This window comes from Palleronia caenipelagi, from assembly GCF_007004065.1.
Classification (GTDB): Bacteria; Pseudomonadota; Alphaproteobacteria; order Rhodobacterales; family Rhodobacteraceae; genus Palleronia; species Palleronia caenipelagi.
This window is the reverse complement of the sequence record NZ_VFSV01000041.1, coordinates 1-20,772: the sequence shown is the minus strand read 5'-3', so window position 1 is coordinate 20,772 and position 20,772 is coordinate 1. Positions and strand designations below refer to the sequence as shown.

Annotated in this window: 16 protein-coding genes, 1 tRNA gene and 1 pseudogene; 12 read left to right on the top strand and 6 right to left on the bottom strand. The window is 64.3% G+C overall.

The features are described from left to right. Window positions 1–5 precede the first annotated feature (5 nt). Window positions 6–350: a YbaB/EbfC family nucleoid-associated protein gene (locus FEV53_RS16150; RefSeq protein WP_142835818.1), complete on the bottom strand. Its 345-nt coding sequence runs from the start codon at window positions 348–350 to the stop codon at window positions 6–8. A gap of 178 nt (window positions 351–528) precedes the next feature. Here FEV53_RS16150 and FEV53_RS16145 point away from each other — a divergent pair, with 178 nt between their 5' ends. Next, the gene (locus FEV53_RS16145; RefSeq protein ID WP_142835817.1) at window positions 529–2,025 is read left to right on the top strand and encodes a peroxidase family protein; all 1,497 of its coding nucleotides are present in this window, start codon (window positions 529–531) and stop codon (window positions 2,023–2,025) included. 16 nt (window positions 2,026–2,041) lie between these two features. On the opposite strand, the gene FEV53_RS16140 is transcribed toward FEV53_RS16145, so the two are convergent. Then, window positions 2,042–3,781, bottom strand: a complete 1,740-nt coding sequence (locus FEV53_RS16140) for a DNA polymerase III subunit gamma/tau (protein ID WP_142835816.1) — start codon at window positions 3,779–3,781, stop codon at window positions 2,042–2,044. 60 nt (window positions 3,782–3,841) lie between these two features. Beyond that, window positions 3,842–4,558 carry a rhomboid family intramembrane serine protease gene (locus FEV53_RS16135; protein ID WP_246100847.1) on the bottom strand — a complete coding sequence of 239 codons (717 nt, stop codon included), beginning with the start codon at window positions 4,556–4,558 and terminating at the stop codon, window positions 3,842–3,844. Window positions 4,559–4,597: 39 nt separating this feature from the next. Between FEV53_RS16135 and trpS the strand changes: the two genes are divergently transcribed. The 7 genes from trpS (at window position 4,598) to glmM (ending at window position 14,618) form a co-directional block, all read left to right on the top strand. After that, window positions 4,598–5,626, top strand: coding sequence for a tryptophan--tRNA ligase (gene trpS, locus FEV53_RS16130; protein WP_142835815.1), 1,029 nt, complete (start codon window positions 4,598–4,600; stop codon window positions 5,624–5,626). 140 nt (window positions 5,627–5,766) lie between these two features. Next, the gene (gene glyS, locus FEV53_RS16125; protein WP_142835814.1) at window positions 5,767–7,797 is read left to right on the top strand and encodes a glycine--tRNA ligase subunit beta; all 2,031 of its coding nucleotides are present in this window, start codon (window positions 5,767–5,769) and stop codon (window positions 7,795–7,797) included. 81 nt (window positions 7,798–7,878) lie between these two features. Next, window positions 7,879–10,422 carry a putative PEP-binding protein gene (locus FEV53_RS16120; protein WP_142835813.1) on the top strand — a complete coding sequence of 848 codons (2,544 nt, stop codon included), beginning with the start codon at window positions 7,879–7,881 and terminating at the stop codon, window positions 10,420–10,422. A 150-nt stretch (window positions 10,423–10,572) separates the two neighbouring features. After that, entirely contained in the window at window positions 10,573–11,295 is a 723-nt protein-coding gene (locus FEV53_RS16115) for a cell wall hydrolase (RefSeq protein WP_425465499.1), read from the top strand. Between the two features lie 58 nt (window positions 11,296–11,353). Next, window positions 11,354–12,265, top strand: coding sequence for a dihydroneopterin aldolase (locus FEV53_RS16110; RefSeq protein WP_142835812.1), 912 nt, complete (start codon window positions 11,354–11,356; stop codon window positions 12,263–12,265). Continuing rightward, window positions 12,262–13,272, top strand: a complete 1,011-nt coding sequence (gene folP / locus FEV53_RS16105) for a dihydropteroate synthase (protein WP_142835811.1) — start codon at window positions 12,262–12,264, stop codon at window positions 13,270–13,272. Before FEV53_RS16110 ends, folP begins: the two co-directional genes overlap by 4 nt. Continuing rightward, window positions 13,269–14,618, top strand: coding sequence for a phosphoglucosamine mutase (gene glmM, locus FEV53_RS16100; RefSeq protein WP_142835810.1), 1,350 nt, complete (start codon window positions 13,269–13,271; stop codon window positions 14,616–14,618). The genes folP and glmM overlap by 4 nt, the downstream gene beginning before the upstream one ends. Before the next feature lie 15 nt (window positions 14,619–14,633). Here the strand turns inward: glmM and FEV53_RS16095 are convergent, their stop codons facing one another. Genes FEV53_RS16095 through FEV53_RS16085 form a run of 3 tightly spaced genes read right to left on the bottom strand, consistent with a single transcriptional unit; the run spans window position 14,634 to window position 18,362 of the window. After that, window positions 14,634–15,404 (bottom strand): enoyl-CoA hydratase-related protein, encoded by a 771-nt coding sequence (locus FEV53_RS16095; RefSeq protein WP_142835809.1) that lies wholly within the window; start codon window positions 15,402–15,404, stop codon window positions 14,634–14,636. 1 nt (window position 15,405) lies between these two features. Next, window positions 15,406–16,719 (bottom strand): ferric reductase-like transmembrane domain-containing protein, encoded by a 1,314-nt coding sequence (locus FEV53_RS16090; protein WP_142835808.1) that lies wholly within the window; start codon window positions 16,717–16,719, stop codon window positions 15,406–15,408. Continuing rightward, entirely contained in the window at window positions 16,719–18,362 is a 1,644-nt protein-coding gene (locus FEV53_RS16085) for an AMP-binding protein (RefSeq protein ID WP_142835807.1), read from the bottom strand. The genes FEV53_RS16090 and FEV53_RS16085 overlap by 1 nt, the downstream gene beginning before the upstream one ends. A 151-nt stretch (window positions 18,363–18,513) precedes the next feature. Between FEV53_RS16085 and FEV53_RS16080 the strand changes: the two genes are divergently transcribed. From FEV53_RS16080 to FEV53_RS16065, 4 genes and pseudogenes are all read left to right on the top strand, one after another. Next, complete coding sequence (locus FEV53_RS16080) at window positions 18,514–19,320, top strand: DUF6502 family protein (protein ID WP_142835806.1); 807 nt, start codon at window positions 18,514–18,516, stop codon at window positions 19,318–19,320. After that, entirely contained in the window at window positions 19,317–20,189 is an 873-nt protein-coding gene (locus FEV53_RS16075) for a DUF5666 domain-containing protein (protein ID WP_142835805.1), read from the top strand. The genes FEV53_RS16080 and FEV53_RS16075 overlap by 4 nt, the downstream gene beginning before the upstream one ends. Window positions 20,190–20,291: 102 nt before the next feature. Next, window positions 20,292–20,367, top strand: a tRNA-Thr gene (locus FEV53_RS16070). A 121-nt stretch (window positions 20,368–20,488) separates the two neighbouring features. After that, window positions 20,489–20,677: pseudogene (locus FEV53_RS16065) on the top strand (transposase); the annotation flags it as partial. Window positions 20,678–20,772: the final 95 nt, after the last annotated feature.

Sequence of the window (20,772 nt, the reverse complement as noted above, 5' to 3'; positions counted from 1 at the left end):
TCGGATCAGAACGGCATTTTCATGCCGGCGGGCAGGCCCAGCTCTTCGGTCATCTTCTGCATCTCCGCCATCTCACGATCCTTCGCCTTGCCTTGCGCATCTTTGATCGCAGCGAGGATCAGGTCTTCGACCACTTCCTTTTCATCGGGGTTGAAGATCGACGGATCGATGTCAAGCCCGGTGAGCTCGCCCTTAGCTGTCGCAGTCGCCTTGACCATGCCCGCGCCGCTCTCGCCGACGACCATGGTGGTCTTCAGGCTTTCCTGCAGCGCTTCCATCTTGCCCTGCATCTCCTGCGCGGCCTTCATCATCTTGCCCATGTCGCCGAGACCGCCCAAACCCTTCAGCATCACGTGCTCCTTTGTCCTGTGGTTCCTCCCCAGATAGGCGGAGCAGGCCATCGGGGCAAGCGCAGCCCTTCACACCGAATTCACATCCCGGTCCATAAGGCTTGCAGTAAGCTGCCCCTGCAGAAGCATTTTCACAAATCTGCATTGAGACCATTTTATTTTTAGGGAGGAATTTCCAATGAACGTTGCGGTTAACCTTAATCCCGGCCATGGAAGTGCCGGGCGGAAGCCTACGCGGGCGCAGCTTGACACACTCTCAGGCCATGACGATCCGGGAAAATTCGGACGCATGTTCCCGGGCCTGCCGGGGCTGCATGTGGACAACGCGGCGCTGCTGGATCTGGCCAACGCCATGGTGGATCCCGACAACGTCTCGGACGATAATCCCAATATCCCGGCAGGCTTTACCTATTTCGGGCAGTTCGTCGATCACGATATTACGCTCGACCTGACCTCGCTCGGCGACAAGATGAACGACCCGCAGGCGACGCAGAATTTCCGCTCGCCCGCGCTGGATCTCGACAGCGTTTACGGGCGCGGCCCGGATGCCAGCCCACATCTCTATGCCCGCGACCCTTCGACCGGCCGAGCAACCCCGCGGCTGCTGATCGGCACCTGTTCAGACGTCACAGACGTCTCCGGCGGCCCGTTCCGCAACGACCTGCCGCGCAGCCCCGAGGGGCGCGCGCTGATCGGCGATCACCGAAATGACGAGAACCTGCTGGTCTCGCAGACTCATCTGGCGATGCTGAAATTCCACAACGCCATCGTGGACATGCGCGAAGCGCAAGGTGAGAGCGAGGAAACCCTGTTTGAGAACGCGCGCCAACTCGCCACGTGGCATTACCAGTGGATCGTGCTCCACGACTATCTGGGGCGGCTGACTGAACCCGGCACTGTGGATCGCATCCTCCATGACGGGCGGAAGTTCTACCGCTTCAAGAAGACCCCCTATATGCCCGTGGAGTTCTCCGGTGGTGCCTACCGGCTGGGCCATTCCATGGTGCGCAACCGCTACAGCCACAACCGGCTCTTTGATCCGACGGGCTTTGACCTCCTGTTCCTGTTCACCGGGCTATCGGGTCGGATCATGGGGGATCTGGCGGCACAGAACCCGGGTGCCTTTGACACTCTACCCGAGAATTGGATCATCGACTGGCGGCGCTTTTACGAGGTGGATAACTCGGGCCTCACCCAGATGGCACGCAAGCTCGATCCGTTTCTCGCCTCCGAACTGTTCAACCTGCCCGAGGGCCACGGCGACCAGATCCTGAAGAACCTAGCTGCGCGCAACCTGATCCGGGGGGTGCAGCTGGGCCTGCCGTCAGGGCAGATGATCGCGGACGCCATGGGCATCGCCAACCCGCTGACCTCCGCCGAGATCGCCAGCGGTCCCGATGGGCAGGTGGCCCAGAACCACGGGCTGCATCAACAGACCCCGCTCTGGTATTACGTGCTGAAGGAAGCGCAGGTGCGCCATAACGGTGAACGCCTCGGCACTGTCGGCTCGACCATCATCGCCGAGACGCTCGTGGGGCTCGTCCATGGGGACCACCAGTCCTATCTCTGGCAGCGCGGCGTGAACTGGCGTCCCACTCTGCCCTCGCAGGTCTCCGGTGAGTTCACCATGGCCGACCTGATCCGCTTTGTCGGGGATATCAATCCGATAGGCTGAACCGAGGCGTTGCCCGTCAGTCGTCGGCGAAAGGATCCCATTCGTCATCGACCTCGGGCAGCGCCTCCTCAGCGGCCTCGGCAGCGATCTGGTCGGGCGTGCGGATCTCAAGGATATGCGCCTCCGGGAACGCCGCGATCACCGATTGCATCAGCGGATGGGCCAGCGCTTCATCATGGAGCGCGGCCTCTTCGGCATCGCGAAGCTCAGCAATAGTCGGCCCACCGCCGCCCGCGACCACCGACACCCCCCAGCGGGCGCCGGTCCAGCGACCCAAAGCCCCCGACAAACGCGCCGCCAGATCAGCCGGAGCAGAGGGGGCTGGCGAGAACTCGATGCGACCCGGCGCGTAGCTGACCAGCCGAACGCCCGTTTCCACGTCGATCAGCAGCTTCGCATCCCGGTTGGCGCGGATCAGCTCCACCACCTGCTCAAACCGATGGAAGCGGGCCAGAGACTCCTCGGGTGCGCGGGCCAGCGCCGTGACCGCACCACCGGTCTGGACGCTGGCAGGCGCACTGGCATGGGGCGCAGAGCGTGCCGGAGCCGTCTGGGCTGCCGGCGCACCACCGCCCGACGCGGGGGCCTGCGGACCAGGCCCGCTTTTCAACCGGCGGATCAGGTCATCGGGCGGCGGCAATTCGGCAACGTGAGTCATGCGGATCACCGCCATTTCTGCGGCCATCATCGCATTCGGCGCGACGGAGATTTCCTCCAAAGCTTTCAAGAGCATCTGCCACATGCGCGCCAGAGACCGCAGGGACAGGCGCTCCGCCAGATCACGGCCCCGGTCCCGTTCATCGGGACCCACGGTGGGGTCCTCCAGCGCATCGGGGGTGACCTTCGAGACATTGATCCAGTGGGTCACCTCGGCCAGATCGCGCAGAATTGCTGCCGGGTCGGCCCCGTCAGAATATTGCGCCGACAGCTCGGTCAGAGCGCCCGCCGCGTCGCCCGCCATGATCCGCTCGAACAGGTCCATGACGCGGCCCCGGTCGGCAAGGCCCAGCATGGCGCGAACCTCCCCGACGCCGGTCTCCCCGGCCCCATGGCCGATGGCCTGATCCAGCAGCGACAGCGCATCGCGCACGGACCCCTCCGCCGCGCGGGTCAGGAGCGCCAGCGCATCGCCGCTGACCGCCGCGCCCTCGGCCTTGGCGATCCGATCCAGATGCGCGATCATCACCTCCGGCTCGATCCGCCGGAGGTCGAACCGCTGGCATCGGGAAAGCACCGTCACCGGAACCTTGCGAATCTCGGTTGTGGCAAAGATGAATTTCACATGGGCAGGCGGTTCTTCGAGGGTCTTCAGGAGCGCGTTGAACGCGCTCGTCGAGAGCATGTGGACCTCGTCGATGATGTAGATCTTATACCGAGCAGAACTGGGCGCGTATTGCACTGAGTTCAGGATGTTGTCGCGGATGTCGTTCACGCCGGTCTGGCTGGCGCCGTCCATCTCCATGACATCCACGTGCCGCCCTTCGGCGATGGCCCGGCACGGCTCACACTCGCCACAAGGCGTCACTGTCGGCCCGCCCGTCCCGTCGGGACCCACGCAGTTCATCCCCTTGGCGATGATTCGCGCGGTGGTGGTCTTGCCCGTCCCCCGGATACCCGTGAGCATAAACGCCTGCGCAATGCGATCCGCGGCAAAGGCATTGGTCAGCACCCGCACCATGGCCTCTTGTCCGATCAGATCGGCAAAGACCTGCGGGCGGTATTTGCGGGCGAGCACCTGATAGGGTGTGTCGGTCATGGGGCCTCGGCGGTTCTGGTCGCCGTCAACATGCCTGCTCAGGGCCGGACAGTCGAGAGCTTAGCGCTGGCGGAGCTTCTCCAGCATCCGGTGCCAGCCGCCGGGCGCGACGACGAAGGACAAGAGGAATCCTGCGGCAAAGCCCCCCAGATCCGCGATCCAGTCCAACGACCCGCCAAAGAGCGCACCGAACACCAGTTGGATGCCCAACAGGAAGGCGATGAGCGTGAAGGCCCGCGCCCGCTGTTCCCCCGCTGCCCCGAGGCCCACCCAGAGGATGAAGGTATAGGCCCCGATCAGTCCGTAAACCGCCGGATATCCACCCACCAACGCGGTCTCCTGTGGCAACAGCGTGTAGACCAGCGCGCCGGAGATCGCCGAGACCACGAGGATGGCGAGGAACGCCCAGGAGGCGAAGGTCTCGGCCACCAACTTGCCGAGGGCCAGCAGGAACACGGCCACAAACAGCATGTGAGAAAAGCTCAGATGCACGACACTATAGGTCACCAGCCGCGCAAGCTGACGCGGCGGATAGCTGTTCGCTTCGACCATGCGCTCGAACAAGCGGGGTGAGAAGGCAAACGCATTCAGCGCTTCGAGCCGCAGCCCGACCCCCGCCGCGCCGCCGACAATCCCCATGCGGCCCAGCTGAAAGGCCAGTTCAATCCCGACGACCAGCAGCGTCACGGCGATGACCACGGGGGGCAGGGAGTTGATCGGACGCTCATTGTAGCCGGGACGCATGGCAGGGCCTTTCTTGACGGTCAGCGGGGCCATGGGTAAGCGAGCCTGAGCCCACAGGAAAGGCCAAACGTAATGTCCGACACCCCGTCCCAGTTTACCCCGCGCATCTTCTCCGGCATCCAGCCCTCCGGCGGGCTGACGCTCGGCAACTATCTGGGCGCGATCCAGCGCTTTGTGGACATGCAGGACACGACAGAAGAGCCGCCGCTCTACTGCATCGTGGACCAGCACGCGATTACCGTCTGGCAGGACCCCGAAGCGCTGCGCCATAACACCCGCGAGCTGGCCGCCGGTTACATGGCCGCCGGTCTCGACCCCGCGCGTTCGGCGCTGTTCAACCAGAGCCGGGTCCCCGAGCACGCACAAATGGCGTGGGTTTTCAACACGGTTGCGCGGATGGGCTGGATGGGCCGCATGACCCAGTGGAAGGACAAGGCCGGCAAGAACGCCGAGGCCGCCTCGCTGGGGCTGTTCGCCTATCCCGCGCTCATGGCCGCCGACATTCTGACCTACCACGCGACGCAGGTGCCCGTGGGCGAGGATCAGAAGCAGCATCTGGAGCTGACCCGTGACATCGCGGCAAAGTTCAACCACGATTACGGCGTCGAGTTTTTTCCGATGATCGAGCCGGTGATCGAGGGGCCTGCGACGCGGATCATGTCCCTGCGTGACGGATCGAAAAAGATGTCGAAGAGTGATCCCTCGGATCAAAGCCGGATCAACCTCACCGACGACGCGGACGCGATCTCGAAGAAGTTCCGCAAGGCGCGCACCGATCCCGAGCCTTTGCCCGAGAGCTACGAGGGCCTGTCCGAGCGGCCCGAGGCGCGCAATCTGGTCAACATCTACGCGGCCCTTTCGGGGCAGGGTGTCGAGGCGGTGATGGCTGAGCATGGCGGCGCGGGCTGGGGCCAGTTCAAGCCCGCTCTGGCCGATCTGGCCGTCGAGAAGCTGGCACCGATCTCAACCGAGATGGCCCGACTGATGGCCGATCCCGCCGAGATCGACCGGATCCTGTCGCAAGGCGCGCAGAAAGCCCGCGCGATTGCCACGCCGATCCTTGAGCAGACCTACGATATCGTAGGGCTTCTTCGGGACTGAGCCCAGTCGTGCAGGATGTGCTGCGGGACACTTGCGCTCTGCCCCCTTGCCTTACAAGGGCTGCCACCTGTATCCGCTCCCCCTGAGCTGATAGCGGACGGGTCATGCGGTGGCCCTCCCCCAATCTCCGAGGATTGCCCGTGCCTGACCTTCTGATCGAACTCTTCTCCGAGGAAATCCCCGCCCGGATGCAGGCGCGTGCCGCCGAGGATCTGAAGCGGATGGTGACCGACGGCATGGTCGAGGCGGGACTGACCTATGCCCATGCGGGCAGCTTTGCCACGCCGCGCCGCCTGACGCTGGCGGTCGAGGGGCTGGCCGAGCGCTCCCCCGACACGCGCGAAGAACGGCGCGGACCCAAGGTCGGCGCGCCGGACAAGGCCATTGACGGCTTCGTCCGGGGTGCCGGGGTGGCGCGCGAGGATCTGGAGATCCGGGACGATAAAAAGGGCCAGGTCTATTTTGCCGTGATCGCGCGCCCGGGCCGACCCGCCGCCGAGATCGTGGCCGAGGTTCTGGAGCAGACGATCCGCTCTTTCCCATGGCCGAAATCCATGCGCTGGGGGGCGGGCAGCCTGCGCTGGGTTCGGCCGCTGCACCGGATCCTCTGCATTCTGACCGGCCCAGACGGCCATGAGGTTGTGCCGCTGGACGTGGACGGGATCGTGGCGGGCGACGTCACCGAGGGGCATCGGTTCATGAGCCCGGGCGAGATCCGGGTCAGTTCCTTTGACGATTACGCCGCCAAGCTGAAGCGCGCCCATGTGATGCTCGACCCCGAGGAGCGGGCCGAGACCATCCGCGCCGACGCGCAGAACATGGCCTTTGCCGCCGGGCTGGAGTTGGTCGAGGACGCGGCGCTGCTGCGCGAGGTCGCGGGGCTTGTGGAATGGCCGGTGACGCTGATGGGGGAGATCGGGGCGGAGTTCCTCGACCTGCCGCCAGAGGTGCTTCAGACCTCCATGCGCGAACACCAGAAGTTCTTTTCCCTGCGGGATAAATCCGGGCAGATCACGCGGTTTGTCACCGTGGCCAATCGCGAGACCGCCGATCACGGCGCCACGATCCTGAACGGCAACCAGCGCGTGCTGGCCGCCCGCCTCGCCGATGCGGTGTTCTTCTGGAAGAACGATCTGGCCGAGGCGGCGGCTGGGATGGGCAAATGGCTGGAGAACCTCTCCAGCGTGACCTTCCACGCGAAACTGGGCTCTGAGGCGGAACGGGTTGGGCGCATTGCCGAATTGGCCAAACAACTCGCACCTGCCGTGGGGGCCGATGTGGACGCAGCGGAGCAAGCGGCACAGATCGCCAAGGCCGATCTGACCTCGGAGATGGTCTACGAATTCCCCGAATTGCAGGGGATCATGGGGCGCTATTACGCCAAGAAGGCCGGATATTCGACTGACATCGCCAACGCGGTGGCCGAACATTACGCGCCGCTCGGCCCGTCCGACGATGTGCCCACCGCCTCGGTCTCGGTCGCCGTGTCGCTGGCCGAAAAGCTCGACAAACTGGCGGGCTTCTGGGCCATCGACGAAAAGCCAACCGGCTCCAAAGACCCCTACGCCCTCCGCCGCGCCGCGCTGGGGGTGATCCGGTTGGTGCTGGTGAATGATTTGCGGCTGCCGCTGGCCGAGCGTGTCGACGGGGATCTGCTCTCCTTCTTCCACGACCGGCTCAAGGTCCACCTGCGCGACGAGGGGATCCGTCACGATGTGATCGACGCCTGTCTGTCGATGGAGGGCAATGACGACCTGACCCTATTGGTCAAGCGCGCTGAGGCTCTGTCGGCTTTCCTGAAAACAGAGGATGGCGCGAACCTGCTGGCCGGGTATCGCCGGGCCAGCAATATTCTGACGCAGGCCGAGGAAAAGGACGGGGTCGAGTACAGCTTTGGCGCTGATCCGGCCCACGCCCAGACCGACGAAGAGCGGGCGCTGTTCTCGGCGCTGGATGCCAAAGGGCCGGAGATCGAGGCCGCATTGTCCGCTGAGGATTTCGCTGCGGCCATGGCCGGTCTGGCGGGTCTGCGGGCGCCCATCGACGCGTTCTTTGAGGCGGTGCAGATCAACGCGGACAGCGCGATCCTGCGGCGCAATCGCCTGAACCTCCTGAGCCAGATCCGCAGTCTCTGCCTGAAGGTCGCCGATCTCAGCCGGATAGAAGGCTGAGCACATCTCCCGGTGGCCCTTGCGCCGCCGGGTCAAGCTCGTATCAAGGGAACCAGCAAAGGGTTCCACGTGCAGACAGAGATGATCACCCCGGGCGTGCTGCCGGTCACGCCGACCTCGAATATCCGCATTTCCAGCCATGGGGTGCGGGCGAAATGTCTGCAACGCCTGGTCCGGCTGGGCCTGCCGGTGCCGGACACGCTGGCCATCGATATGCACACGATCCTCGGGATCAGCGAGGGTCAGCCCATAGACACCGATGCCGTCATCGCCCATTTCGGTGAAGATGCGCTTGTCTCGGTCAGGCCGTCTTCGGGTGCGCCGGAATGGGGCGGGCCGACTTCGATACTGAATATCGGCATGACCAGCGCCCGCCACGCCAAGCTGAGCCACGAGCTCGGCCCAAAGGCGGCGGATGCGCTCTATACGCGGTTCCTGCAATCCTACGCGGTGCAGGTGGCGCGGCTCGATCCCGATCTGTTCGGCCCCGACCGTACGATCGACGAGATGCGCGCGGCCTATGATGACGCCATGGGCGAGCCATTCCCCGAGGATCCGGCAGTGCAGCTAGCCGCGGTCCTGTCTTCGATGTCGCTGGCCTGGAACGGTGTCACAGCGCGTCTGCTGCGGCAGGCGCGCGGCGCGCCGGAGGATGCGGGGCTGGCACTGGTGGTGCAGCGCATGGTGCTGGGGGTCGGCAATCCCCACCGGGGCGAATCGGGTTCCGGGGTGATCCAGTTCGTCTCCTCAGAAACGGGTGTGCCGCAGATCACCGGGCGGTACATGCGCCAGAGCCAGGGCCGCGAAGCGCTGATCCCTGATGCCGATGCGCTCTATCTGATCAGCGACCCGCGCGGGCCTTCTATGGAGGAAGAGAACCCGGATATTCTCGACCAGCTCAAGCACTATGGCCAGCTCTGCCGGACCCGGCTGCGCGAAGAAATGCAGATCGAGTTCACCGTCAGCCATGGCGAGTTGCATACGCTGGATGCGTTGCGGGTGGTGCGGACGTCACGCGCGGCGTTGCGTATCGCGGTGGATCTGGCCACGGACGGCGTAATCCCAGAGGCCGAAGCGGTCTTGCGCGTTCCGCCCAAGGCGCTCCTTGATGTGCTACACCGGCAAGTGGACCCGCAGGCGCGGGGCGAAGTCGTGGTGACCGGCATCCCGGCCAGCCCCGGCGCGGCAACCGGGCGGATCGTGTTTTCGGCGCGGGCCGCGCAATCCGCTAAGGCGCGCGAAGAGAGCGTGATCCTGATCCGGCGCGAGACGACTTCGGGAGATGTGCTCGGGATGCACGCCTCAGCGGCGATCCTGACCGAACGGGGCGGCGTGACCTCCCACGCGGCGGTGATCGCTCGGGGACTCGGCTTGCCCTGCGTGGTGGGCGCTGCCGGGGTCACCATCGACAGCCGCGCACGCAGGATCCGCTTGCCCGACGGGCGCGAGCTCGGCGAAGGGGACGAGATCACCGTGGACGGCTCGACGGGCCGGGTCTTTGCCGGGGCGGTGCCGCTGGTGCAGCCGGAGCCTGACGCCTCGTTCCGCACGATTCTCGCCTGGGCCGATGAGCGCCGCGATATCGGGGTGCGAGCCAATTGCGACACTCCTGCCGAGGCCGCCGTCGCTGCCGGGTTCGAGGCAGAGGGAATCGGGCTCTGCCGCACCGAGCACATGTTCTTTGACAAGGCCCGACTGACGGTCATGCGCGAAATGATCTTTGCCGATGATCCCGCCGACCGGGCGGCTGCGCTAAAGCAGCTGCTGCCCGTTCAACGCAGCGATTTTCTCGAAATCTTTCGTATTATGGCCGGAAAGCCGGTAACGATCCGCTTGCTTGACCCGCCGCTGCATGAATTCCTGCCCCATGACCGTCAGGGCAAGCTTGATCTGGCCGCGAGCCTCGACCTGCCCATGGCGCGGGTGGAAGCGCGGATCGAGGCCCTGTCGGAGGTGAACCCGATGCTGGGTCTCCGTGGGGTCCGCCTCGGGATTCTCGTCCCCGAGATCTACGAAATGCAGGCCCGCGCGATTTTCGAGGCGGCGATAGGATCAGCACCCCGTGTGACGCCCGAAGTTATGATCCCGCTGGTCTCGAGCCGTCGGGAAGTTGAGATCGTCAAGGCGCGGATCGAAGCTGTTGCCGCTCAGGTGCGAACCGAATCGGGGATAGAGTTCGACTATCGGCTTGGCGTCATGGTAGAGACCCCGCGTGCCGCGCTCCGGGCGGACGAGATCGCGGAATACGCCAGCTTTTTGTCCTTTGGCACCAACGATCTGACGCAAATGACTTACGGCCTGTCGCGAGACGACGCGGGGCGGTTCATGTCCGCTTACGTGGCCGAAGGGGTATTTCCGGAAGACCCATTCCTGCAGTTGGATGTGGACGGTGTCGGAGAACTTCTGACGATGGGAGCCAACCGCGCCCGCGCGGCACGACGGGATGTGACGCTGTCGATCTGCGGAGAGCACGGAGGCGACCCTGATTCGATTGCCTTTTGTCGTCATGCGGGATTTGACTACGTCTCCTGCTCGCCTTTTCGTGTGCCGGTTGCGCGGATGGCGGCTGCGCATCTTGCGATCCGGGCGCGGGGAGAGACAACAACGGCACCTCCCAGGCGCTGATCGCGCAACATCTGCAAAACTGTGGCGGGGAATCGCCACCCGACGGGGGGCAGGGTTTCCGCAAATACCCTCCATCGGGTAGGAGTCCGCCCGTCCGCTGCTGGCCCCCTCGGGATGGCCTCACCTGGCGGACCCAGATGGAGTGTCCCTGTGACCTTGAAAAGACTCGAAACTTACGTTGCGCGGCTGATCCTCACTTTGGCCCTGATGGCCGGTGCATGGACCCTGCCCGCTACCGCCGAAATCGGGTTCGCAACAAGTTCCGGCGCGAGCGAAACGCGCTACATTCGACAGTCTCTGCAAGACCGACTTCACGGCATCTTTGGCAGCAATGCCAACGCCATCGGGATGAAGCGCGGCGCCGACCCTCTGAGCCGCATCAGCAGCGGCAAAGCGTTCGTTCGTCCCGTTCCAAGACCCGCCCGCGCCCCGCGCATCCAGTACAGCCGCGACTTTCTGGCCGGCCTCCCTAAGGCCAGCGGCGGTGCCGAATGGCAATGTCTGGCCGAAGCGCTCTATTTCGAGGCGCGCGGTGAGAAGGTCAAAGGCGTCTTCGCAGTGGCGGAGGTGATCTTGAACCGGGTCGACTCGAGGAAATATCCCAACAGCGTCTGTGGCGTGGTCAATCAGGGCACCGGGCGCAAATATGCCTGCCAGTTCAGCTACACCTGCGATGGCATTCCGGATCGCGTCTCCGAACCGAAAGCCTGGGCCCGCATGGGCAAGATCGCCCGACTGATGCTCGACGGTGCCCCGCGTCATCTGACCAATGGCGCGATGTTCTACCACACCAAGGCCGTCAGTCCGAGCTGGTCGCGCAAGTTCCAGCGCACTGCGACCATCGGTGCCCATTACTTCTACAGCAACAGCTGAGCCTTCCCCCAGCGCGCCTCTGCCGTTACAGGAGGGGCGCGCAAGAAGGGAGAGAAGCTTGGGCACCGAGACACAAATAGCGTTCGATCATCCCGAGGCCCGATCCGTGGCTTTCCCGCCAGATGGGTTTCATGACCGAATTTCCCTGCGCGATCATCTCGTCGAAGTGGAAATCGGGGCGTTTCAGCCCGAACGCGGCCGAACTCAGCGCGTGCTGTTCAATGTTGTCGTCGAAGTCCGGCCGAACGATGCCGCTTCGGGCGACGATGTGGACCGGGTCCTGAGCTATGACACGATCACCGAGGCCATCGCCGCTTCACTCGCCGAAGAGCGCCTGAACCTGTTGGAAACGCTGGCCGAGCGGCTGGCCGTTCGGGTGCTGTCGGAGCCGCAGGCGATCCGCTGCTTCATACGGATCGAAAAGCTTGACCTTGGCCCCGGCGCGCTGGGGGTCGAAATCGTACGCACCGCGCCCCGCAAGAAGACGACCATCGCTCCTGAGGATGTGCCGCATCCCGTTGTGGCCTTTCTTGGCAACGCGGCAATTGATGCCGACGACCTGCCGCAGATCCTTGACCGGCTCGAGGCGCTGGGGCCGGTGATCCTTTGTGTTGGTCCGGCTGAGATGCCCTTGCCCTCCACCGGCCATGCCCCCACGCAAAAGCGCATCGACCTGTTGGCTATCGAACAGAACTGCTGGCGCCTCGCATCCCACGATCCCCGCTGCGTCGTCGTCGAGACCCGGACCGAGCTGGACTGGGCAACAAAGAAAGGGGCCACCAGTGTCTGGGCGCCTTCAAAGATCGTTCTCGACGCGGTCGAGCCGCCTTCGGTTCAATCTCGCGATACGGTGGCGCTGGCCGGCTGGTTTGCTGAGTTGATGCACGCGAGCGCGTTGATTCTTGTTGGTGTGGAGGCCCCCGATTCTTTGCCCGCCGCGTGCCCGCGCGTCGAGGTCTGGACCCTGTGATCTATTACCGTCCTCTGGCCCAGACGGGTCCCCACCGCCCTGCTGAGGCGCTGACACTCGCGGGCGGGTCTTGCTGGTTCACGCATGTTTTACGGCTGTCCCGTGACATCACCCCGGAGGTTCTGCCAGCGAAAGCGCTTCCGGAGCCATGGTACGACCGCCTGACGGACAACCGGACCGCACTGGCGGGGCTGCGGATGGACCGCCCGCAAATCATGGGGATCCTGAACACGACGCCGGACAGCTTTTCAGATGGCGGTCTTCACGCGGGGCTCGACGATGCGGTGGCAGGTGCCGAAAGGCTGATCGCCGAGGGTGCAACGATCCTCGACATTGGCGGCGAAAGCACCCGTCCGGGCGCTAAAGAGGTGCCAATGGCCGAAGAGATTGCGCGCACCGACCCGGTGATCCGCGCGATCAGGGAAAACTGGGACGGCCCGATCTCGATCGACACGCGCAAAGCGCCGGTCGCCCGCGCGGCAGTCGGAGCCGGAGCAAGTCTGCTGAACGATGTGTCGGCCATGACCTTCGATCCGGAGATGGTCACCGTCGCAGCGGGGAGTGGCGCGCCGATCTGCCTGATGCACGCGCAGGGCGACCCGCAAACCATGCAGGATGATCCGCGGTATGACGACGCCTTGCTGGACATCTACGACTGGCTGGAGGCCCGGATCATCGTGGCCGAAAATGCTGGGATCAACCGAGACCGGATTATCGTCGATCCCGGTATCGGCTTCGGCAAAACGGTGGCGCATAATCTGCACCTCCTGAACGGGATTTCGCTGTTCCATGGGCTCGGCTGTGCGATCCTTCTCGGCGCGTCGCGCAAACGGTTCATCGGCACCATTACAGGGGTCGAGAACGCGGCGGCACGCATGCCGGGATCCGTCGCTGTGGCCCTTGCGGCGGCGGCGCAGGGGGTGCAAATCCTTCGGGTCCATGACGTCGCCGAAACATCGCAGGCCCTGCGTCTCTGGCGGGCAAGCATCACAGGAGAATACCCATGAGCCGCAAGCTGTTTGGCACCGATGGAGTCCGGGGCCGCGCCAATCGCTACCCAATGACCGCCGAGATGGCGATGCGCCTCGGTGCAGCGGCAGGGCGCTATTTCCGGCGCGAGGGCGGATCGAGTGCGCACCGTGTGGTGATCGGCAAGGACACGCGCCTGTCCGGCTACATGTTCGAGACGGCGCTGACCGCGGGCTTTACCTCCACCGGCATGAATGTGCTGCTGCTCGGTCCCGTACCGACCCCGGCTGTGGGCGTGCTGACACCGTCGATGCGCGCTGACGTGGGCGTGATGATCTCCGCCAGCCACAACCCCCATGAGGATAACGGGATCAAGTTCTTCGGTCCCGATGGTTTCAAACTGTCCGATGAGGCAGAAATTGAGATTGAGCGGATCGTCCAGAAGGGCGCCGAGCCCGCACGCGCCTCCAAGATTGGCCGAGCCCGCCGCATTGACGATGGCATGTACCGTTACGCCGAGCGGATAAAGAATACACTGCCCAACGGTCGCACGCTTGAAGGTCTGCGGGTGGTGGTCGATTGCGCCAATGGCGCGGCTCATAAGATCGCGCCCGAGGTTCTCTGGGAACTGGGCGCCGAGGTGATCCCAATGGGCAACGCGCCCGATGGTCTGAATATCAACCTCAATTGCGGCTCCACCCGACCCGAGGCTGCGCAGCAGCTCGTGCGCGAGCGGCGGGCCGATGTGGGCATCTGCCTCGATGGCGATGCGGATCGGGTTATGATCATCGACGAGACCGGCGAAGTGGCCGATGGGGACCAGATCATGGCGCTGTTCGCCGCGCGTCGGGCTGAGGCGGGGCGGCTCAATCAGGGCACGCTGGTCTCGACGGTGATGAGCAATCTGGGCCTGGAGCGCTATCTCGCGGCCCGCAAACTGAAGCTCCTGCGCACCAAAGTGGGCGACCGCTACGTTGTCGAGGCGATGCGGCAGGGCGGGTACAATCTTGGCGGTGAGCAGTCGGGGCACATCGTGATGACCGACCACACGACGACTGGCGACGGCCTCTTGGCGGGTCTGCAATTCCTCGCGGCCATGGTCGAGACGGGACAGAGAGCGTCGGAGCTTGCGCATCAGTTCGACGCAGTGCCGCAGATGATGAAGAACGTCCGCTATGCTGTTGGCAAAGCCCCGCTGGAGGATGAAGCGGTGCAGGCAGAGATCGCAGCCGCCGAAAAGCGTCTGGGCAAATCAGGCCGGGTGCTGATCCGCGCCTCGGGCACTGAGCCCCTGATCCGCGTCATGGCTGAGGCCGAGGACGAGACCCTGATGGAGCAGGTCGTCGACGATATCGTCGGCAAGGTGGAGGCGGCGGCCCGCTGAACCGCCGCCGGACTGTCAGGTCTGGTTGAACCGGGGCGGGCGCTTTTCAAGGAAGGCGGCCATCCCCTCGCGCTGGGCCGGCAACCCGTAAAGCGCGTGATACATCTGCCGCTCATAACGGATCCCGGTTTCGAGCGTCGACTGCTCCGCCATGTTCACGCAAGCCCGCGCCATCTGGGCAATATAGCGGGGGTAGCCGGCGATGTCTTCGGCCACCTCCCGAGCTGTGCGTTCCAGATCGGCGGCGGGGATCACTCGGCTGACAAGGCCGATCCGCAGCGCTTCGGCTGCATCGATCATCCGCCCCGTGAGGATCATGTCCATCGCCTGCGCGCGACCCACCAGCCGCGTGAGACGCTGTGACCCGCCAATGCCAGGAATACAGCCAATCTTGATCTCGGGCTGGCCAAACCGTGCGGTATCGGCAGCAAAGATCACGTCGCACATCATCGCCAGCTCGCAACCACCGCCCAGCGCATAGCCCGCCACGGCAGCGAGTTTAGGGAGGCGCAGCGCGGCAAAGCGGTCCCAGCCAGCGAAGAAATCGCTCGCCTGCATGCTGGTGTAGTCTTGTCCTGCCAGCTCGGCGATATCGGCGCCGGCGGCAAAGGCGCGGTCATTGCCGGTCAGGATCAGGCACCCGATGCCCGGGTCCGCGTCGAAGGTGCTCGCCGCGGCGAGCACCTCCTTCATGACCTGCGTGTTCAGCGCGTTGAGTTGCGCCGGGCGGTTGAGGCGGATCGTGGCGACCCGCCCCTCGGTGCTGGTTTCAATGGTCTCGTACATCTCAGCTGTCCCAAATCGCGCCATAGGCAGGGATGCCGAGGCTTTCCATGTCATGCACCACCCTGCGGGTGAGTTTCTGGTTCGAGATCACGATCACCGCCTCGGCGTCGCTCTCACGCACGGCCCGGAGGGCCAGAGCCGACAGGTCGGGCTTGCCGTCCGCCACCGTATCCCAGATCACTGGGTTCTCGGTATGCGCTTCGATCTCATCCACCAGAGCATCGCCATAGGTGGCCCGGGGGTTGCGGGTGGACCAGATCAGGCGGTTTGGGACCTCCCCCGCCAGAAGATGCGGCAGGATCGGGCCGATGCCGGAGCCGGTGCCCACATAGACGACCTTGCGGAACAGCACTTCGATGCGGGCCACACCGGAGGTAGTGATGCCCTTGACCCAGACCTTGTCCGGGGGCGTGTCGATAAATCGCCCGGTCCAGTCGCCCGCCCGGCTGATCGCGAGGCGGTAGCCGCTCCGATCCGGCGAGGGGATGTTGGCAAAGGCGTGGTATTCCCCGAACGGTGTCAGGCTGATGGCATTGGAGCTGCCCGGAAAGGGCGTGTCGCCATAGTCGAACTGCGCCAGCACCACATGATCCGAGGGCTTGTCGATCCCAACCTTCACCCGCCTCATTGTCATCCAGGGTGAGGCCACAGACAGGGTGATCAGGCAGAGCGCCCAGAAGGCCGGAGTCTGCGTAAGCACTCCGCCCGTGTCGCGGGTGATCGAGACCGTTTGCCCCCAGAACAGCGCCAGAACGGTCCAGCCGGCAAAGCGGTGGATCTTTTCGAACGCGTTGTGGAACTTGGCACGGATCGGGCCAAGCGCGGAGGCAATCATCAGGGCCATCAGCGCGACCATCGCGAGGCCCAGTCCGATGGTCAGGTCCGACGGACCGGCGGCGCCCGCGAGGCGGTTCCGCACCATGGCCCAGACCAGCAGGCCCAGCCAGAGGGCGCCCGAGACGGCGCCGCCCGAATGCAGACCACCGAAGTGGAACACCTTGCCCGCGCCCCAGCGGATCCAAAGCGGCCAGCTGACCGGGATGCGGGTGGCGAGCCAGAACAGAGCGTTCACCACCCGTTGCTGGCGGATGAGGATCGCCAGCGTCAGGTTGATCAGCGCCATGTCGGCGATGGGTTGGAGCGCATAGCCCTCCGGCCCCCACCAGTGCCCGTCCTGAATGCCAAGGATCAGGACAGTCAGATTGATTCCTGCGACCAGTGCGGCGAGGCGCCGGTATTCCATCAACGCCGGGTGGCGGGTGACGCGGCGGGGGTTCCAGCTTTGGGGTAGGGTTGCATCAGCTTGCATCGTCATCACAGGCTTTCCTCACCGGCGGGATCGAGATCAGCGCGGGCCATCTCCAGAAGAAGCCGCTTGTCGAGCTTGCCACGCGGGGTGCGGGGCAAGGCGTCCATGGTCTGGATCCGTGCGGGCATGCAGTAATAAGGCAGCTTCGCCGCGATGGCCGCGCGGGCCGCATCAAGATCCGCATGGGCGGGGGTCACAAAGCTCACCAGCCGCCGGTTGTCGTATTTCAGTGTGACGGCCTGTGTACAGCCGCCCGCGCCTTCAAGTGCGCCGGAGACGGCATCAAGTTCCACGCGGAAACCGCGGATCTTCACCAGATCGTCGACTCTCCCGAAATGTTCGAGCTCCCCGGTCTCGGTCCAGCGACCCAGATCGCGGGTGCGGAACATCAGATGGCCGGGGCGGAACGGATCGGGGCGGTAGCGTTCGGAGGTTAGCTCCGCGTTGCCGAGATAGCCGAGGGTCACGCAGTCACCGCCCGCCCACATTTCCCCCTTCTCACCGATAGGCAGTGGACGGAGGTCATCATCAAGCACGTAAACCGTGTTGTTCGGTGTCGGACGGCCAATGGACAGAACCGGCTTTTGCGGGTGGTGCGGCTCGGCGGTGTTGATGATCGTGGTCTCGGTCGGCCCACAGGAGTTGTGGAAGGTGCAGAACGACGACCAGAGATCGGCCACGGGTCGGGGACAAGGCTCGCCCGCCACAGCCACGATCTGCACTTGGGTGCAGCGGCTGGCGTCGAGGGAGGCGAGAATCGAGGGGGTCGCGATCAAGACATCCACTTGTTCCGCCGTTTCCTGAATCGACTTTCCGCGAATGACCAGCGTGGCGCCGTTCGACAACGCTCCGAGGGTCTCCCACGCAGCCATGTCGAAGGCGATCGAGAGGATCTGCCCGACCTTTTTACCCGGTCCCATTCCCATGTCACCCGGCGCGGTTTGCAGGATGTTGCAAAGGTTGCGGTGGGTCACCTGCACCCCGTTTGGCACCCCGGTTGTGCCGGAAGTAAAGAGCACGATGGCCACATCCTGCGGCGAGGGACGCCGCGCGCTGGTGGACAGATGGGGCATGTCATAGGCGGGATCCGCCATAACATCCTCAAGACTGACAACGGTCTGCCCCTCGCCGACGGGGACATCGTCGGCCAGTTCCGCCAGCGTCAGGATCACGCGCGCCCCGGTCGCCTGACCGATGTGGCGCAGCATTTCGGGCGGGGCGATACCCACATGCTGGGGGACATAGGACGCGCCAAGACGCAGGGTTGCGAGGATTCCCACCACCATCGGCAGCGAGCGGCGCAGGTAGAGGCAAACAGAATCGCCTCGCTTGACCCCAAGGGCGCGCAAGCGGTTGGCCACCCGATCAGCGGCAACGCCGAGCCCTTCATAGGTCAGACTCTGTCCCAGATGAGTCACGGCCATCGCGTCGGGCTGAGTGGCAATCTGGTGGTTGATGGCATCGGTGATCGTAGCAAAACGCGGGGCAATCTGCGGACCCCACCCGAATTTGCGAAATTTGAGCTGATCGAGCGCGGACAGGCCGTTCAGCGGGTCGTCATAGTGCTCAGGTCTATCGTCCAGATCGGCTCCAAACACCGGAACAAGGGCGCGGGGCGCAGGTGCGTCGAATTGGGGAAAGTCCTTCATGTTTATGTCCTCCAGAGCAGGAAATCTCTGCGGACCAATGTTGATGGGAAATTTTCCCATTGCAATTTCTATCGTGCTACATCACATCACAAGGGCGTGGTCATATGCTTCGGGATGACCCAACTCTGCACCGGACCTATATGCTGGACCCATGACAACCGATCCGACACGAGATCCCTTCGCCTCTGCCATGGCACAGCTGCTTGGCCCGCTCGCGCAGGCCATGGTGGCGCGTGGGATCACCGTGCAGGAGGCGACAGAGGCCCTGAAGCAAGCTTTGCTCGATGCAGCGATGGATCTGGACGGCGCAACAGTCAGCGACAGCCGGATCAGCCTGCGCACGGGGCTGCACAGGAAAGACGTCAGGCGGCTGCGGCACCAGACCAAGGACGCACCCCCCTCGGCAGCCATGAACGCTGTGGCCATGGTCCTCAGCCATTGGGCGACAACGCCAGAGTACCAGGATGCGGACGGGGCTCCGCTGGATCTGCCGCGCGAAGGCACGCCCGGGCTCTATGATGTGATCCGCCGTACGCGCGTCGATATGGCGCCCGGCACAGTGCTGGCCGCGCTGCTGGATCAGGGCGTGGTGAGCGAACTTGCGGACGGGAGCTATCGGCTCAGCGCAACCGCCCTCATCCCGACAGGCGAGAGTGCCTCCATGGTGGCGGCCTATCAGGCCACGCTGTCTGCTCATCTCCAAGCCGCGACGCACAACCTTATCGCCCAGCCCGGTGCAGAACGGCAATTTGATCGGGCGGTGCGCTACTCACACCTGTCGCCGGCTTCCATCGAGGCTCTTTCCGCGTTGGCAACCGCCCGCGCACAAGACCTTCTCGAAGATATCAACGCCGAGGCCCGTCGTTTGCAGGAACGCGACGCGAATACGAACCCGAGCGGCCACTATGCCTTTGGCGCCTACCAGATGTGCCAGATCCCCAAGGAGGACGAGCAATGAAGCTGCGACCCATTTTGGTCCTGTGTCTGGCGGTACTGCTCGGCCTTCCCCTTTGGGGCCAGGACCGCGAGGGCGGCATCATCGGCACCGGCATTGAGGCCGCAGGTATTTTCGGCACCATCACCCATTTGGGGAGTATCTGGGTGAACGGACAGCATATCACGTTCGATCCAGAACTGACCGTGCTCGATTCCACTGGTCCCACCCGCGCCGCTGATCTGCGCCCCGGCCACACGGTCGCGGTCGTCGCTGTTCCCGACGGCGACGGCTGGCGTGCAAGACATATCCGGCAGGTCACGCCGCTTGTAGGCCCGGTCAGCGAGGTGCAGCCCGACCGCCTGGTGGTGCTCGGCACGACCGTTTGGGGAGAGAACAGCGGCATTGCGCCCGGCGACCGGATCGCGGTGAGCGGCGTCTGGCGCGGTAACGACGTCGTTGCGAGCCGGTTTGACCCCGCAGAGAATCTCCCCGCCCAGATCACAGGAACCTGGCTCGGCGGTGATCTGCGGCTGGGCAAGACGGATCTTCTTGGGATCGCCCCCGAGCATCTCGAAAGCGGCGATGTTGTGCGGGCCGTCGGTCTCCCTCGCTCCGACGGTCTGCACGTGCAGCAACTGGAAACCGGACTGTTCACCGACCCCGTATCAATCGTGCAAGCTGAAGGTTACGTGTCTCCGCCCCGACCAGACGGCCTCTATACGGTGCTGGGAAGCGGTCTTCTGGCCTACACGGACGCCCCCTACAGCATGCAGCAAAACGAGAGGTCTCTCGTTTGCGGCATCGCTGACACCATGCGGAGTGGCGACCGACCGGACCCACCTTTGCCCACTCACTCCCTATCTGATCGGCTCGGCTGCCCCGCACCGTAGATGGGACCGGAGAACTCAACGGCAAGCAAATCGAGATCAGACCGCCGACCCGTTTTCATCCTTGCGCCACCCGCGCGCAGCGTTTAGAGCGTGACGCGAAATGCCCCAATAGCTCAGTTGGTAGAGCAACTGTTTCGTAAATAGTAGGTCGGCGGTTCGAGTCCGTCTTGGGGCACCACAGAATTTCCGGGCATCGCTACATTCCGCTCTAAACTTTCGAATTTGTTGCGTTGAGCGGCCTTGTTGCACAAATCGGGTGAGGGATTCACTGGGTGAACCCAGCTTGATAGCTGGAAGGTATGAGCAGTTGGGCCCCTACGAAGGACAAGACCACGAACTGGTCGGCTTACAATGAAGCACTGTGCCAGCGCGGATCTCTGACGATCTGGTTCGATCCCGCCATGATGTGGAAGCCGCCGCCCAGCGGGAAGCGTGGGCGGCAGCCGGGTTTCAGCGATGAAGCTATCCAGACGTGCCTGACAATGAAGGGTGAAGGGCGCTCGGAAAACAGTCCGGTGGACTGTTTTCAGCCCTGAACGGGCGGAGCCCCGGGCAAGTTTGGCATGGTCGCCATTGGGAGCGC